General features: G+C 68.9%; 13 protein-coding genes. 6 read left to right on the top strand and 7 right to left on the bottom strand.

The features are described from left to right. Positions 1–161: 161 nt before the first annotated feature. Together AB4Z55_RS22475 and AB4Z55_RS22470 are read left to right on the top strand one after the other, a co-directional pair. On the top strand, positions 162–389 hold the full coding sequence (locus AB4Z55_RS22475; RefSeq protein ID WP_180819350.1) for a hypothetical protein: 228 nt from the start codon (positions 162–164) through the stop codon (positions 387–389). 34 nt (positions 390–423) lie between these two features. Then, positions 424–1,074, top strand: a complete 651-nt coding sequence (locus AB4Z55_RS22470; protein WP_064569585.1) for a PaaI family thioesterase — start codon at positions 424–426, stop codon at positions 1,072–1,074. 1 nt (position 1,075) lies between these two features. Here AB4Z55_RS22470 and AB4Z55_RS22465 read toward each other — a convergent pair whose 3' ends face one another. Next, positions 1,076–3,205 carry an Rv1355c family protein gene (locus tag AB4Z55_RS22465; RefSeq protein WP_354560539.1) on the bottom strand — a complete coding sequence of 710 codons (2,130 nt, stop codon included), beginning with the start codon at positions 3,203–3,205 and terminating at the stop codon, positions 1,076–1,078. Between the two features lie 212 nt (positions 3,206–3,417). Here AB4Z55_RS22465 and AB4Z55_RS22460 point away from each other — a divergent pair, with 212 nt between their 5' ends. Further along, positions 3,418–4,134: a hypothetical protein gene (locus AB4Z55_RS22460; RefSeq protein WP_248645536.1), complete on the top strand. Its 717-nt coding sequence runs from the start codon at positions 3,418–3,420 to the stop codon at positions 4,132–4,134. On the opposite strand, the gene AB4Z55_RS22455 is transcribed toward AB4Z55_RS22460, so the two are convergent. Beyond that, on the bottom strand, positions 4,080–5,285 hold the full coding sequence (locus tag AB4Z55_RS22455) for a diguanylate cyclase (RefSeq protein ID WP_239450666.1): 1,206 nt from the start codon (positions 5,283–5,285) through the stop codon (positions 4,080–4,082). The genes AB4Z55_RS22460 and AB4Z55_RS22455 overlap by 55 nt on opposite strands. A gap of 478 nt (positions 5,286–5,763) precedes the next feature. On the opposite strand from AB4Z55_RS22455, the gene AB4Z55_RS22450 reads away from it, so the two are divergent. After that, positions 5,764–6,969, top strand: coding sequence for an EAL domain-containing protein (locus tag AB4Z55_RS22450; protein ID WP_354560538.1), 1,206 nt, complete (start codon positions 5,764–5,766; stop codon positions 6,967–6,969). A gap of 342 nt (positions 6,970–7,311) precedes the next feature. On the opposite strand, the gene AB4Z55_RS22445 is transcribed toward AB4Z55_RS22450, so the two are convergent. The 4 genes from AB4Z55_RS22445 to AB4Z55_RS22430 form a co-directional block, all read right to left on the bottom strand. Next, complete coding sequence (locus AB4Z55_RS22445) at positions 7,312–7,758, bottom strand: Hsp20/alpha crystallin family protein (RefSeq protein WP_014925585.1); 447 nt, start codon at positions 7,756–7,758, stop codon at positions 7,312–7,314. A 264-nt stretch (positions 7,759–8,022) separates the two neighbouring features. Next, positions 8,023–9,357, bottom strand: coding sequence for a saccharopine dehydrogenase NADP-binding domain-containing protein (locus tag AB4Z55_RS22440; RefSeq protein ID WP_354560537.1), 1,335 nt, complete (start codon positions 9,355–9,357; stop codon positions 8,023–8,025). 57 nt (positions 9,358–9,414) lie between these two features. Further along, a complete protein-coding gene (locus AB4Z55_RS22435; protein WP_369520577.1) occupies positions 9,415–10,518 on the bottom strand; it encodes an AbrB family transcriptional regulator in 1,104 nt (367 codons plus the stop codon). Between the two features lie 83 nt (positions 10,519–10,601). Beyond that, the gene (locus AB4Z55_RS22430) at positions 10,602–11,219 is read right to left on the bottom strand and encodes a class I SAM-dependent methyltransferase (RefSeq protein ID WP_369520576.1); all 618 of its coding nucleotides are present in this window, start codon (positions 11,217–11,219) and stop codon (positions 10,602–10,604) included. Between the two features lie 88 nt (positions 11,220–11,307). On the opposite strand from AB4Z55_RS22430, the gene menD reads away from it, so the two are divergent. Together menD and AB4Z55_RS22420 are read left to right on the top strand one after the other, a co-directional pair. Further along, positions 11,308–13,011: a 2-succinyl-5-enolpyruvyl-6-hydroxy-3-cyclohexene-1-carboxylic-acid synthase gene (gene menD / locus AB4Z55_RS22425; RefSeq protein WP_248644775.1), complete on the top strand. Its 1,704-nt coding sequence runs from the start codon at positions 11,308–11,310 to the stop codon at positions 13,009–13,011. Positions 13,012–13,065: 54 nt separating this feature from the next. Then, positions 13,066–13,578, top strand: coding sequence for a hypothetical protein (locus AB4Z55_RS22420; protein WP_004021749.1), 513 nt, complete (start codon positions 13,066–13,068; stop codon positions 13,576–13,578). On the opposite strand, the gene AB4Z55_RS22415 is transcribed toward AB4Z55_RS22420, so the two are convergent. Then, positions 13,559–14,179, bottom strand: a complete 621-nt coding sequence (locus tag AB4Z55_RS22415) for a Type 1 glutamine amidotransferase-like domain-containing protein (RefSeq protein ID WP_354560531.1) — start codon at positions 14,177–14,179, stop codon at positions 13,559–13,561. The genes AB4Z55_RS22420 and AB4Z55_RS22415 overlap by 20 nt on opposite strands. Between the last annotated feature and the right edge of the window lie 57 nt (positions 14,180–14,236).

Here is a 14,236-nt window from a genome sequence, read left to right as displayed (position 1 = left end):
CCACGTCCGGGGAGTTCCCCGCGGCCGACGCCGCGTGGATTGGTGAGCAGAGGTCACGAAGTCGACACAACTCCGACGCGGATTGCATTCAAGTACTGGACTGTGGTCGGCCGTCGCCCCAACATCACCGAAATCTCAGTTTTGGGTGCTTAGCTGTTCGTATGGCTGTATGGGGGTGGATTCTGATCGTCGGGGGCGCGTGGTGTGTGCTGTCCGCGGCGGTCGCGGTGATCGTCGGGAGGGCGGTCCGAATCCGAGACGAGAAAGAGCGCGGACCGCGCGGGGTTCCGGACTACATCCCGGAGTCCACGCGACGGCTGGCCCGCGGAGGGGTCTGCGTGGATCTGGCCGACCGCCGACGAACCGGGCGGAAGACCGACACCGGCTAGGCTCCGACGTCGCTGCCTCTTATACGGTTGATCGGTGAGTGAAGCGAACGATCGCGCCGTCGAGGCCGTCGAAGAGGACCCGCACGAAGGTGGTTTCCGGGCGCACACGGCCGTCACCACCGAGCGCGGCGGCCCACGCTACGGAGAGTTCAGCGAGCAGGTTCGGCTGCTCATGGACAACGCTCGGTACGCCTGCCCCGACGACGCGCTCGTGGACGAACTCATCGACCACCTCACAGCCGTCAACGAGAAGCTGGCGAAGGTCCGGATCGACGAATGGCATTCACCGGCCGGGACCCGGATCGACCTGCCGTCGCGGGGCAACATCACCCTGCCGCCGTACGAGGTCAAGGAGTTGACCGAGACCGGGGTCATCGCCGAGCTGACGTTCCGTGATTTCCACCTCGGCGGGAACAACGCCGCACACGGCGGGCACGTGGCGGTCGCATTCGACGACGTCGGCGGCTTCGCGTCGGCGGTCGCGATCCAGGCCGTCAGCCGGACCGCCTACCTGAACGTGCAGTACCGGTCCATCACGCCGCTGAACACGCCGCTGCGTATCCACGCGTGGGCCGACCGCATCGAGGGCCGCAAGGTGTTCATCAAGGGCACCCTCCACGACGGTGACCGCCTCTGCGCCGAGATGGACGCGCTGTTCATCAAGCTCAACCCCGGGCAGGCCTAGCTCACCCGCGCACGGGCAACCGCCGGCTGACCTCCACGGGCGAGTCCGCGCGCGAGAGCCGCATCACGATGGTCGGCGCCTCGTCGGCGTCGAGCGGCCACGTCTCGAGCATCTCGCGACGCAGGGCGGCCAGTTCGTCGCCGTGATTGCTCGACAGCGCGCGGGCGGTCTCGTCGTCGTCGGCATAGAGGAATGTCGGCGTCATGGGATGGACCGCGTAGCCGAGTCGCTCGGCGGCCACCCACAACTGTTCCGCGACGATCCCCCCGCGCAGATAGTCCACCGCTGCCGTGCCCCGCTGCACCAACACGAGGACCGCGGACGACGACGCGACCCGTGAGCCGGCGTCGGCGCCGAGCGCGGTGCCGCCGCCCCATTCGTCGAGCAGGGCCATCACGTCGGCACGGCGCAGCACGTCGAGCATGCCCGCCATCGCCGGTGGCAGGTCCAGCGAGGCGACGTCGATGCCTTCGGCGGCAGCCGGGTCGGTGGTGAGCTCCAGGAACATCTCGCGGTGCAGTTCGGGCGTCAGGAACCGGGCGCGGTCCGACCGGGAGATGATCGAGGCGTAGCGGTCGATGTCCCTGCGGTCGGTGAGGGCGAGCAGGCGCGTGCGGTCACTCGAGGCGGCGGCGTGCAGCCGACTGCGGTCCGCCTCCGACAGCGGTGACCCGTCCCCGACGCCGCGTCGGGTCCCGCGGGCGAGCAGCGCGCTCAGTTCCGCCTCCGCGTCCGGCGACCGTGAGCCGGTGTCGAGGCCCTTCAACCGTGCCCGACCGGCCAGCGTGCCTGCGTCGTCGATGATCTCGATGTCGTCGAGCACCCCGCGTGCCGTCGCCGCCACGCGGGCGTTGTACAGCGCCGCACCGACCGCCACCGCCGATGCCCGGTGCTCGACATCGAGGGTCGAGGTGCGCGTGCGGTCGAGGGTGATGGTGACGGTGTCGTCGTCGGAGGTGATCTCCCACGGTTGCTGGTTGCCCGCGGACGGCGCACGCCTCGCGGCGTGCACGACGAGTTCGCGGTCGCCCATCGCCTCGACGCGCGAGTCCTCACACGGCGACGCGAGCGGTTCGGTGCTGCGCGCCGCCTGCGGACCGTCGTCGGCGACGGCTGTGCCGATCGGGTCCTCGAGACCGTCGAGCCAGGAGTCACGATCGAAGCGGACGCGTCCCGAACGCAGCGACTTGCCCTGGACGAGGCGGCGAACCGCCGCCGCCACCGTCGCACCGCCCAGCAGGACATCGCCGCCGAGTTGCGGCCAGGCGGTCACCGTGTGGCCCAGTTCGATGGCCGACGCCGCCATCGGTGCGGTCACCTTCGTCGGCTCGAGCACCCGGACGGCCAGCGGGGTGAGGGCCGCGCGGTCGAGTCCGACGAGATCCTCGATCTGCAGATCGCCCGCCAGACCGTGGAAAAGCGGCCGCTCCGGTTCGAGGTCGAACCTCTCGACATCGAGTGTTCCGCCGTCGCTGGTTTCCATCAGGACCGGAATTCCGCGCGACCGACACTTCTCGCGGACGAGCACCTTCACATCGAAGGAATCGCATTCTTCGACGACAATATCCAGCCCGTCGAGGAATTGATCGATGTTCTCGGTTGTTATTCCCCCCGAGTACACGACGGTGGTGAGATATGGATCGATCTCGGAAATGCGCCGCGCGGCGACCACGGCCTTGTTGTCGTGAATATCCATGAGGGTCGCCGGAATTCGATTCATATTGGTCAGTTCGAGTTCGTCGAAATCGGCCAGACGCATTTCGCCCGCGAGCCCTTCGAGTGCCAGTGTGAGCGATATCGCATGTCCCACACTCAATCCGACGACACCGATGCGGAGGTCGCCGGCGGCGGCCTGCTGAGCCGCGGTCAGCTTGTGCCGGTTGCGGTCGAGTCGGAGGCGCCGGAACGTGCGCGGACCGGGGATCTTGACGAGAGCGTTGCGCCAGGGGAAGTGCGCGAAACGCGGGCTCTCGTCCCGCAGCGCCGGCTCCGCGGGCGGGAGGAGTTCGTCGAGCGCGCGGCTCGTGCGCCCGGTGATGTCGGACACGATCAGGGCGGGTTCCGCGGTCAACTCGACGGGTAGTTCGTCCGGTGAGTAGAGGGTGGCGGCAGTGTCCGGCGGCGTGTTCATACACCCATCGTGTCGCACGGGATTGCACGACGCCAACCGTCAATGCGGCGGTTCGGGGAAAAGAAGTGTGCTTGTCGGAGTGCATAAATGCGCCCCTGTGGCAGCATTACACGCGGGGTCGGGGGAGATCTCGTCTCTAAATTTCCTAATTACCGGAAGGCAATACTGCGATGAAAAAGATGTCAGCCACCAATGATCAGGTTCGTACCGGCATGCTGCGAGCGGTCGCGCCCGAAACCGGGACGGAGTACTCGGTGGTCGTGGCGAGCCCGCGGTCCGAACCCGAACTCTGGCACGAGTACCTGTCCGGCGCGGACCTGTCCTACCACCGCCACGGGTGCGCGGCCGCGCTCGAGTACGACGAGGTCGCCGGTGGCGACGGCACGGCGATGTTCTTCGCGGTGCTCGACGTCGAGGGCAAGGTCGTCGGCGGCCTGCGGGTCCAGCCCCGTTTCGACGCGGCCGCGCAGTCCCATGCGCTGGTCGAATGGGCCGGCCAGCCTGGTCAGGTGCAGCTCGTCAACGCCATCGAAGAGCGTCTGCACGGCGGCATCGTCGAGGTCAAGACGGCCTGGGTCGACGAGCGTTCGCCGATCGCCGGCTCGGTTGCGGGGCAGCTGTCGCGGCTGGGACTGGTCATCATGGAGCTGTCCGGGGTCGACGCCATGATGGCGACCGCGGCCGACCACGTACTGCGACGCTGGCAGTCCGGCGGTGGACGCGTCGACGAGTCGGTGCCGGCGACGCCGTTTCCGGACGACCGCTACCGCACCCGGCTCATGTGGTGGGATCGTGCCCGGCTGAGCGGCCTCACCAGTCCGGAGACCTGGCGCCGCATGCGGCGGGAGGCCGACGAGCTCCAGGCGGTGACGACTCAACGCCCGCTGGTGCGGCTGTCGATGTCGACGAAGTCGGCCGGCCGGCGGTAGAACACCTCGTAGAGGCTCGCCGACGGCGGTGACACCGTTCGTTCCGCGTCGGCGGCATGCGCGCTCGGTGCCCCGTCGTTCCAGATCACCTCGTCGATGGACTTGATCACGGTGGTGTCGCGGCCGTTCTCCTTCGCCTGATACACGCAGTCGTCGGCCTGTCCGAGGAGATTGCCGATCACGTCGTCGGTGGAGAAGGCGGTCTCGAAGTGACCGGAGACCAGGTGGTCGCCCGCGACGCGCAGCGGCGCGCAGACACCGCCGACGCTGATGGTCACCGGTGCGGCGGCGGCCACGGCGGCACGTAGGCGTTCGGCGCTGAGCCACAGCTCGTCCGCATCGTGGACGACGTGGAACATGAGGAACTCCTCGCCGCCGTAGCGACACACCTCCGAACCGACGGGGGCGTGTTCCCGGATCGCGGCCGATGCTGCCAGCAACACCCCGTCACCGGCGAGATGGCCGTACTGGTCGTTGATCCGCTTGAAGTGGTCGACATCGAGCAGCAGGATGCCGATCCAGCCCGTGGACGAGCGTGCGGCAGAAAGCAGTTGCGACGCACGGATCAGGAATCCTCGGCGATTGAGCAGGCCCGTCAGCGGATCGATCCCGACGAGGCGGGTCTGCTGGTCGAGCACGGCTTCCATCGATTTCCGTAAGGCGACCACGAGGAAGACCGGCACCACGATCAGGCCGAGCATCGCGCCGAAGCTGATCAGGTATTCCGGAACGGACGACGTGGTCACGCCCAGGACCACCGACGCGCACACCACCGCGAGCGCCAGGTGGGACAAGATGAGCCGGGTCGTGGCGGAGATCGCGCCGATCGCGGGGATGACCGCGACGATCGCCAGGACAAGGGTCGAAGAACGTGGCGAGGCGAGGATCATCGAGGTGCCGCAGATCCCGACGATGCCCAGACCGCCGAGGAACGCGAACTCGAGATCGGTCAGCCGGGCGCGAATCGCCGTCACCGCGAAGACGACCGCGATGAACGACCAGATGGTGAGCAGGATCGGCATCCCGCCCGGGTAGAGGGTCTCGGGCGCGAGCACGCTGATGACCGGGAGTGGGATGACACCGCCGGTGCTGATCAGCGTCGCCATCGACCGGGCGTCGTAGCGACGGAGCACCCTCCTGATCAACGCCATCAACCACGACCGCTTTCCGTCGGCGGCTGTGGAGTCAACCGCTTGTTCGCCGAACTTCGCTTAAATGCAACTGAGAATCCCTTGGCGAAAATCGCACCGCGGTGTCCTATGCATAGGCAATGAAAGTACCTTACCAGCAGTTTTGGGGCTTCTCCCGGAATCGTTAGCAGAGTTGTCGAAATGAGTCGCGAATCGGCGCTGGGGCCGGTCCCGGCTTTCTTGAACTCCTGATTAGAAAGCAATGTGTCAACCCTTGTCGGACCCGACGGGTCACTTTTGTCACCGGATTGGCGACCGGCGCCGGCGAGGAATGTGAGAACGGTCATATCGGTCGCACGGGCCGCACACCGGTACCGGGTCGTCTTCTTCCCGGGAGCGGGCCGGCTGAGTAGTATCTCCGCGGTAGAGAACTGCGGCGCCCCGGCGCCGCCCGGGGGATCGGACGGTGGCACGTGGAGCGTGCTCAGCGAATGACGTCGTGTTGACGCTCGGTAGCTCGGTGATCGCGGTGTCGGTCGACCCGTACCACCGAGCCGTGGTGGCCTACGGTTACGAGGCCGCGGCCTCGGCGTCCGAGCGATTCATCGAGCAGGTGCTGATGCCCATCAGTCCGCAGGCCCGATTCCATCGACGGTCGTATTTCTACTGGCTCATCTACCTTCCGTGGACCGGCGCCGGTGCCGACGAACTCGGGCGCAACGCGCTGATCGAGGCCGCTCGCACCAAACTCGGCGCCCACACCGTGAGCGACGGCGATCGGAGTTGGTTCCTCGACGTGTGCATGGGTGTCGCCGTCGGTGACGAGCAGCTCGCGGCGAGTTCCGAGGACGATCTGGTCCGCCATGCCGACGCCGCGCTGTGTATCGCGCTCAGCAGCCGACGGGCTGTCGCATTCGCGACACCCACCATGCAGCGCCACATCCGGGCCGAGGTCGATCTGGCCGGCTGGTTGACCAGGTCGGTCGAGCGCGACTTCTCGGTCTTCTACCAGCCGATCGTCGCGGTGCCCGACCGGCGCGTCGTCGGCTACGAGTCACTGCTCCGCTGGCACACCGAGTCCGGCGTTCTGGCTCCGGACGCGTTTCTCTCGGTGGCCGAGGGGATCTCGCTGCTCGCTCCCATCGGGCGGCATGCCATCGGGGAAGCCATCCGGGACCTGTCGGGGACGATCTCCGACAAGGTCGGCCCGGGTACGTTCGTCTCGTTGAACCTGTCCGGGCAGCAGCTGTGGGACGACGGGCTCGTCTCCTACGTGCACGGTCTGATCGACGGGCACGGTGTGGAGCCGTCGAGGGTGTGGGTCGAGGTGCGGGAGGACCAGGCGATCCGGGTCGACACGTCGGCCTCCCGGGCGATCGACGCGCTCCACGATCTCGGCTGCACCATCTGCATCGACGACCTCGGTGCCGGCTTCTCGGCACTCCGCTACGTCCGCGATCTCCCGGTCGACGTCCTCAAGGTCGACCGGACCCTGATCGCACAACTCGCCGACAGCTCCCCGGACCGCGCGGTGGTCCGTGCGATCGGCGAGATGGCCGCCGCCACCGGGGTGAAGATGGTGGCCGAGGGCATCGAATCGGAAGAGGTGCTCCCGATCCTGGAGGAGTTCGGGTTCGACTACGCCCAGGGCTACCTGTTCGGACGGCCCGCGCCGCTGGTGGACCTGTTCGGATCAGATCGATAGGCAGCCCGAACATGCTGCGGCCGAGCGAATCTGATCGCAGATCAGCCCGAACATGCTGTGGCCGAGCGAATCTGATCGCAGAGTGGCCCGAAAATGCTGTGGCCGAGCGAATCTGATCGCAGAGTGGCCCGAAAATGCTGTGGCCGAGCGAATCTGATCCTGCTCCCTGAGGAGCGAGCGAAGCGAGCCTCGAAGGGCGTGGTGACTTTTCTCGCCAGGCCCTTCGAGGCTCGTCGCTATCGCTCCTCGTACCTCAGGGAGCGGAATGAATCGTCGTCGATGGCACCTCCCGGTCAGCTCGCGGTTGCCGTGCGAAAAGTGTTGTCGGCAAACAAGATCGACTTATGTGACCGTTCCGGTCTCGATCGCCTGTGGTCGGCCGGAACTCTCGACCTCGATCCGTCGCGGCTTGGCCTTCTCGGCGACCGGGATCGTCACGGTGAGCACGCCGTTGTCGTAGCGCGCCGAGATGGCCGAGCTGTCGATGGCGTCGCCGAGGGTCAGTTGGCGGCGATACGTCCCGGAGAAGCGCTCGCTGGTCAACCACTGCACGCCCTCGTCGGATGGCGTACTGCGCTGGGCGGACAACGTGAGGACGCCGTTGTCGACGCTCACGTCGATGGAGCCGGGATCGGCGCCGGGTAGATCGGCGACGAGCAGATAGTGGTCCTCGACCTTGTACAGGTCCAGGGGCATGAATCGCGGAGTGCGGGCGGTTCCGGCCGCTGAACCGGTCATCATGCCTCGTGTCCAGGCATCCATGTCGGAAAAGGGATCGAAACGAAGCACAGCAGTTCACCTCCTGTTCTCAAGGCTGCTCGCCACCCGTCAGACGAGCAGTTCATCGCTGTACTGCCAACGAAGATAGCACCGGATCCGTGGCTCGTCTAGCACTCTGGAGGGGAGAGTGCCAGAAATTTTCCGGACCCGGAAACGACGGCACCCGACCGCGAGTCCTGCTGTGCCGGAGAAGATCCGGACGGCTGCGGAGAACACGATCGGGTGGCGTCTGGGTGGATCGGGGTCAGCGGTGCGTGGGATGCGGCCCGCTCGCTACGCTCCCGGCGCCGAGTCGGTGAGCTCGGTCGCGTCGATGCTGAACCCGGCGTTGCGCAGGCGGTCGATGAGGGCGTCGCCCATCGCCACGGCCGTCGTCAGGACCCCGGAGCGCTTGGGTAGGCGGTCGCGATCGAGGGCCAGTGCCAGCGCGCTCTCGGCGAGCATCACCGCGGTGGCCTTGTATCCGGGGTCGCCCTGGGCGCGCATCCGGGCCCGGTAGCGCCGGCCGGTGGTGGTCCGGGTGAACGTTCCGACCACGAAATAGCCGTTCTCGCGGGCCTTTTCGCTCGGCCCGTCGCCGGGCTTCGGGAGCACGCGGTCGAGGACTCGACGCGTGGGACCGAAACTCATCGCTCCCATGAACGCGCCGGTGCCGACCGCGACCGCACCGGCGAGCAGTGTCGAGACCGCGGGGACGCTGCCGACGCTCATCGTCTCCGCGTAATGGAAGTTCTTGCCATAGGCGTTGTCCAGCAGAGCATTCGAGCGTCGGACGATTCGCGTGTTGTGCGCCGCCATGAAGAAGGGGGCGAGTGTGCCGCGCAGCGACGGGTCGACCTTCTTGGCGTTGATGATGGACAGGTCGCTGGGTTCGTCGGACAGGCTGACCCGGGGCACGTCGCCCGGCCCGCTGGACAGCGCCTGTGGGTTCAGCATGAGTCGTCGGGACTGCGCGTTGCGGGCCTCCTCGGCGATCACTCGCATGGAATCGATTGTCCCGCCGGAGATTCCGCCGCGGAACGACTCGACGACGAGGGTGGTGTCGGTCATCTCGCCCGCGGCGTCGTCGGCGATCTTCTTGAACAGTGCGTAGGTGGTGATGTCGGACGGTACGGAATCGAAGCCGCAGGAGTGGACGATGCGGGCCCCCGAGGCGGCGGCGACATCGTGGACCTTGTCGATGGAGTAGCGCACGAAGGGCACCTCGCCGGTCAGGTCGACGTAGTCGGTGCCTGCGGTCGCCGCCGCCACCACGAGGGCCTCGCCGTACTTCAGGTAGGGACCCACCGTGGTGCAGACGACCTGCGTGCGCGCGACCATGGCGTCGAGTGCGGCGGGTGACTCCGCGTCGGCGATGATCAGGGGCCAGTCGTGCGCGCGTAAGGGCAGACGCTCGCGCGCGGCGGTCAACTTCGACTCGTTGCGTCCCGCCAGCGCGATCTTGGTGCCGATGGGTGCGTGGTCGGCCAGATACCGGGCCGTGAGTTCGCCGACGAAGCCGCTGGCGCCGTAGACCACGACGTCGAATTCGCGACCGTGCCCGCCGGGCCGGCCGTTCGGAGTCGGTTCTGGAGTGGATGTGGTGTCGGTGTTCGATTCCCCGCTCATCTTCCCGACTTTACGTGGGACGCGGGTCACACGTAACCGCCGAGTCGGATGGAACGGTCATGGTGAGCGCCGCGCCGCGAGACTGGCGGCGAAGGGCGCGACGAACAGCATGAGCAGCACGCGCAGGATCTGGGCGGCGACCACGAAGGCGACGTTGCCGCCGGCGCCGGTCGCGGCCGCGAGCACCGCATAGATGCCGCCCGGTGTGGTCGCGAGATAACAGTCGAACATCGACTCGCCGGTCCAGGCGGACAGCGCCACCCCGAGCAGGGCGCAGCCGGCGCCGATGACGAGGATCAGCACCAGCGCGAGGGGCAGGACGCGGCCGATCGCCCGCAGCCGCGGCATCGTGAAACCGAGTCCCGCCTGCCAGCCGATCACGGCGTAGGCGACGGCGAGCAGGGCGGGGGAGACCTCGGCCGAGCCGGCGATCCCGGTCAGCTCGGCCACGGTGGCCAGCGCCAGCGGACCGAGCAGTCCGGCGGCGGGCATGCGCAGCAACCGGCCGAGCGGAATCCCGACGCCGAGGCACACCGCGAGGAGCAGCAGGCCCCAGGCTTGCCCCTGCAGGGTCTCCGCCGACCACGCGTCGGCACCCGGTGCGACGGCATCCCCGTCGGCGCCGAACACGAGCGAGGCGACCAGCGGGATGGTGACGGTGACCAGGGCGACGCGCAGGTATTGGATGACCGCGACCATCCGTTCGTCGCCACCGAACTCGCGGGCCAGCGCGACCAGCCCGGACGCCCCGCCTGCGACGAGTGCGAGGGAGCCGGTCAGCGGGTCGACGTCGCGGTGCAGGCCGAGCAGGGCGCCGCAGGCGATCGAGATGACCAGGGTGCCCACGCCGATGACGAGAACCGGGAACCACGACGAGCCGAGGCCGCTGACGGTCTCGGGCTCGGCCATCGTGCCGATGAAGACACCGAGGACACCCTGCGACGCCACGAACGCCCACCGCGGGACGATCGGTTCGTCGGCATCGGCCGGTGTTCGGGCGGTTCCGGATTCGGTGCCCGTCCGGCCTGGGGCGCGGCCGGCGATGGCGAGGGCCCCCGCGACCACGAGGCCCGCGAACAGGGCGGCGGCGTCGACGTCGACGACCTCGAGCACCAGCGTCGCGACCGCGGTGAGGAGTACCAGCACAATCCAGCGACGCACTGGCTCCACAGTAAGGCCCGCCGCCGGGAGCGGAGCGAGCGGGGCGAATGGTGCCCGCCGCCGGGAGCGGAGCGAGTGGGGCGTCAGGCCGGGCGCGCGGTCCCGAGGCTCAGTGCGCCGAAGGGTTTCGGGACGCCGGGCTGATAGAACGCGTCGACGGGCCCGAGCGCGAAGCCGGCGGCGGTCAGCTCGGCGCGGACGTCGCGGGTGAGGTGGCAGCCGCCCGCGACCCGCTTCTGGATCGGCTCGAGGCGCCGCTGCCATCGACGGACCCGCGGGTCCGGGGCGGATCCGTGCTCGAGGAACGCCAGCTGTCCGTCCGGGCGCAACACGCGACGCAGTTCGCCTAGGGCTGCCCGCACATCGGGGATGGTGCACAGGGTGAAGGTGGTGAGCGCGGCGTCGAAGGAATCGTCGTCGAACTCCAGCCGCTGGCCGTCGAGTCCGGCGCGTTCGATGGGCACCGCGGATGTGGCGACGCGATCGGTGGCCATCGACCATCCGACCGCGGAGGGTTCGACCGCGGCGACCTCGGTGAGAGTGGGCGGGTAGACGCCGACGTTGAGTCCCGAGCCGAATCCGATCTCGATCATCCGACCGGACAGGGGTGCGCAGGCCCGTGCTCGCAGCGGGGTCAATGCGGCCATGCCGCAGGTGCGTTCGATGAGGTGCGGCAGGACCCGGTCGTCGTAAAAGCCCACGTGACGAGGGTAACGCCGCTCCCCGCCGTGATGTCGGGACTCGGGAGTACCCGGTAGTGGTCCCCGGCCCCACCACTAGGCTTGTGGGATGAACCGACCGGCCCAGAACGCCCCGGGGCCCAATCCGTCCACGCTGCAGGCCCGGGTCATCGTCGACGAGATGATCCGCGGCGGTGTCCGTGAGGCCGTTCTGTGTCCGGGGTCGCGCAACGCGCCGCTCGCCTTCGCCCTCCACGCCGCCGACGCCACCGGCCGGTTGCGGTTGCACGTGCGGATCGACGAGCGTTCGGCGGGTTACCTCGCGCTCGGTCTCGCGGTGTCGTCGGGACAGCCCGTGCCCATCGTGATGACCAGTGGCACCGCGGTGGCGAACATGGGGCCTGCGGTCTTCGAGGCGAACTATGCCCGGGTGCCGCTGGTCGTCGTCAGCGCCAACCGTCCGTACGAGCTCCTCGGTTCCGGTGCCAATCAGACCGTCGAGCAGTTCGGCATCTTCGGGACCCAGGTGCGCGCGGCGATCAGCCTCGGCCTCGCCGAGCAGGATCTCGACACCAACAGCCAGTGGCGATCGGCGGTCGGCCGCGTGCTGGCCGCCGCCCGGGGCGCGCGCACCGGCAACGCCGGACCGGTGCAGTTCGACATCCCGCTGCGCGAACCGCTCGTGCCCGACCCGGACGAGCTCGCGGGCCCCGACCCGACGGCCGAACTCGGAGCCTTCTCCGGCCGGCCCGGCGGGCTGCCCTGGACCCAGGCACCGGTCGGCAAGCTCGACGTCCCGCTGCCCATCGACCTGTCCCTGGACACCGTGGTCGTGTCGGGACACGGGTCGGGTGTCCATCCGGGCCTCGCCGGCGTACCCACGGTCGCCGAACCGACAGCACCGCGGCCGGCGACGCCGCTTCATCCGCTGGGCCTGAACTCGGTCCGACCCCAGCAGGCGATCATCTGTGGCCGGCCGACGTTGCATCGCGGGGTGTCCCGCCTGCTCGCCGACCCCGAGGTCCGTGTCTACGCACTCACCACGGGGCCGCGGTGGCCCGATGTGTCGGGCAACGTCTACGCGACCGGCACCCGCATCGAGGTCGTCGGCGAGCCGCGGGAGGACTGGCTCAAGGAATGCGCGGCGGTACAGGAGCGGGTGGCGTTCGCCGTGACCGCCGAACTGGACGAACCGGGCCCGGCCACCGGACTCCACGTCGCCCGCGCGGTCGGCGACGCCATGGCCGCGGGCGACCAGCTCGTCGTCGGGGCCAGCAACCCCATCCGCGACATCGCGCTGGCCGGCCGGATCACCGACGGTGTGCGGGTGCTCTCCAACCGCGGGGTCGCGGGCATCGACGGGACCAACTCGACGGCGATCGGGGCCGCGATGGCCCTCGACCGGGATCGGGCCGGCGCGCGGACCATCGCGTTGATGGGCGACCTGACGTTCGTGCACGACGCGACCGGCCTGGTCGTCGGCCCGGGGGAGCCGCGCCCGTCGTCGCTGCGGATCGTCGTGGCCAACGACGACGGCGGCGGCATCTTCGGCCTGCTGGAACAGGGTGACCCGCGGTACAACACCGGCCTGTACGCCGGGGCGTACGAACGGGTCTTCGGCACACCTCATCGCACCGACATCGCATCGATGTGCGCGGGTTTCCACATCCCGCATCGGCGGGCGACCGTCGCCGAACTGGGCGGGGTGCTCGCGGAGGAGCCTGCTCCCGGTGGGATCGAGGTCGTCGAGGTCGCCACCGACCGCGAGCGGCTACGGGCAGTGCACGCGGCGATCGCCGCACGTCTCCGGTAGCGCGGCACCGGCCGGGCCGCGAACTCCTCGGGGCGCACCACTAGGCTGAACGGCATGAATCCGGTGATCCAGCGACGCGTGCAGCTCGGTTTGCTCGTCGTCGGCGTCACGATCACCTTCATGGCGCTGACCCTCATCGCCGGGTGCTTCAAGAACGATTCGACGATCGAGGCCAGCAAGGCGACCGTGATGGCCGAGGTCGTCTCGGTGGACAGCCTGCACGCCGCGGTGAACTTCCAGACACCGGACGGCTCGTTCCACAGTCCCCGCTTCGGGCTGCTGTACCCGACGGAACTGAGCGAGGGGCAGCGGATCAGCGTCGACTACGCGGTCTACAACCCCGATCTGGCCCGGCCGACCGGCCGCACCGCGGTGCTGTCGATCATCCCGGCACTGTCGGTGATGGTCGGGGCATGGCTGGTCGTCGGCCTGCTGATGGTCGCGGTCGCGGAGTTCAGCCGCCGTCGGCGACGACGCGACGATGCCGGTGAGAACACGGACGGCCGGGACGCGGACGAGCAAAACGCGGCCGAGCGGGACGAGACGGTCAGCCCGGGATCACCCTGAGCGTGTCGCCGTCGACGACGATCGCCTCGTCGTCACGCAAGAGATGCAGCCGATGGGTCGCGCCGAAGCGTTCCCGCGTCGCCTCGACCGGGCCGCGCCCGCCGACCGTGCCCTCCGCGTGCGGGATCACCGTGGCGTCGATGAGTCCGAGACCGTCGGTCGAGGTCAGGGGCGCGGCCTCCGCGGGATCGTCGAGCAGTGCCAGAGGTGCGATGTCGGGACCGACCACCGCGGCGCCGGCACTGACCCCGATGTAGGGGAGGCCGGCTCGCACCGCATCGACGAGCACACGGTCGGCGCCCGCCAGTCGCAGCGCGCCGAGCAGGTGGAAGGTGTTGCCGCCGGCGACGACGACGGCGTCGACGTCACCGAGTCCCCCGGCGAAGGCGGCGGCCCCGATCAGTTCCGGGTCGAGGTCGGTGACCTCGAAGCCCTGGTGTCGCAGCGTGTCCCGCTCCAGGTCGAGCCAGGCGTGGTCGGGATAGATCGACGACGCGGTGGGGACGTAGGCGATGCGACGGCCCGGTCCGGTGAGCGGCGCGAGGAAAGCCGGGACGGGGGTGAGCCAGCGACTCAGCAGCAGGAGATGGATGTCGGCCACCCCTCCACTCTCCCCGGTGCGCGGGCCACGGACCGTTCATCCCGAATTGGGCGGTCC

It is taken from the genome of Gordonia sp. ABKF26, assembly GCF_041103195.1.
In the GTDB taxonomy this organism is placed as follows: Bacteria; Actinomycetota; Actinomycetes; order Mycobacteriales; family Mycobacteriaceae; genus Gordonia; species Gordonia terrae.
This window is presented reverse-complemented; position numbering and strand designations above follow the sequence as displayed.

Excerpts from the sequence above, each read along its gene's own strand:
- AB4Z55_RS22475 (WP_180819350.1), top strand. The coding sequence starts at position 162 with ATGGCTGTATGGGGGTGGATTCTGATCGTCGGGGGCGCGTGGTGTGTG.
- AB4Z55_RS22465 (WP_354560539.1), bottom strand. The coding sequence starts at position 3,205 with ATGAACACGCCGCCGGACACTGCCGCCACCCTCTACTCACCGGACGAA.
- AB4Z55_RS22460 (WP_248645536.1), top strand. The coding sequence starts at position 3,418 with ATGCTGCGAGCGGTCGCGCCCGAAACCGGGACGGAGTACTCGGTGGTC.
- AB4Z55_RS22455 (WP_239450666.1), bottom strand. The coding sequence starts at position 5,285 with ATGGCGTTGATCAGGAGGGTGCTCCGTCGCTACGACGCCCGGTCGATG.
- AB4Z55_RS22440 (WP_354560537.1), bottom strand. The coding sequence starts at position 9,357 with ATGAGCGGGGAATCGAACACCGACACCACATCCACTCCAGAACCGACT.
- menD (WP_248644775.1), top strand. The coding sequence starts at position 11,308 with ATGAACCGACCGGCCCAGAACGCCCCGGGGCCCAATCCGTCCACGCTG.
- AB4Z55_RS22420 (WP_004021749.1), top strand. The coding sequence starts at position 13,066 with ATGAATCCGGTGATCCAGCGACGCGTGCAGCTCGGTTTGCTCGTCGTC.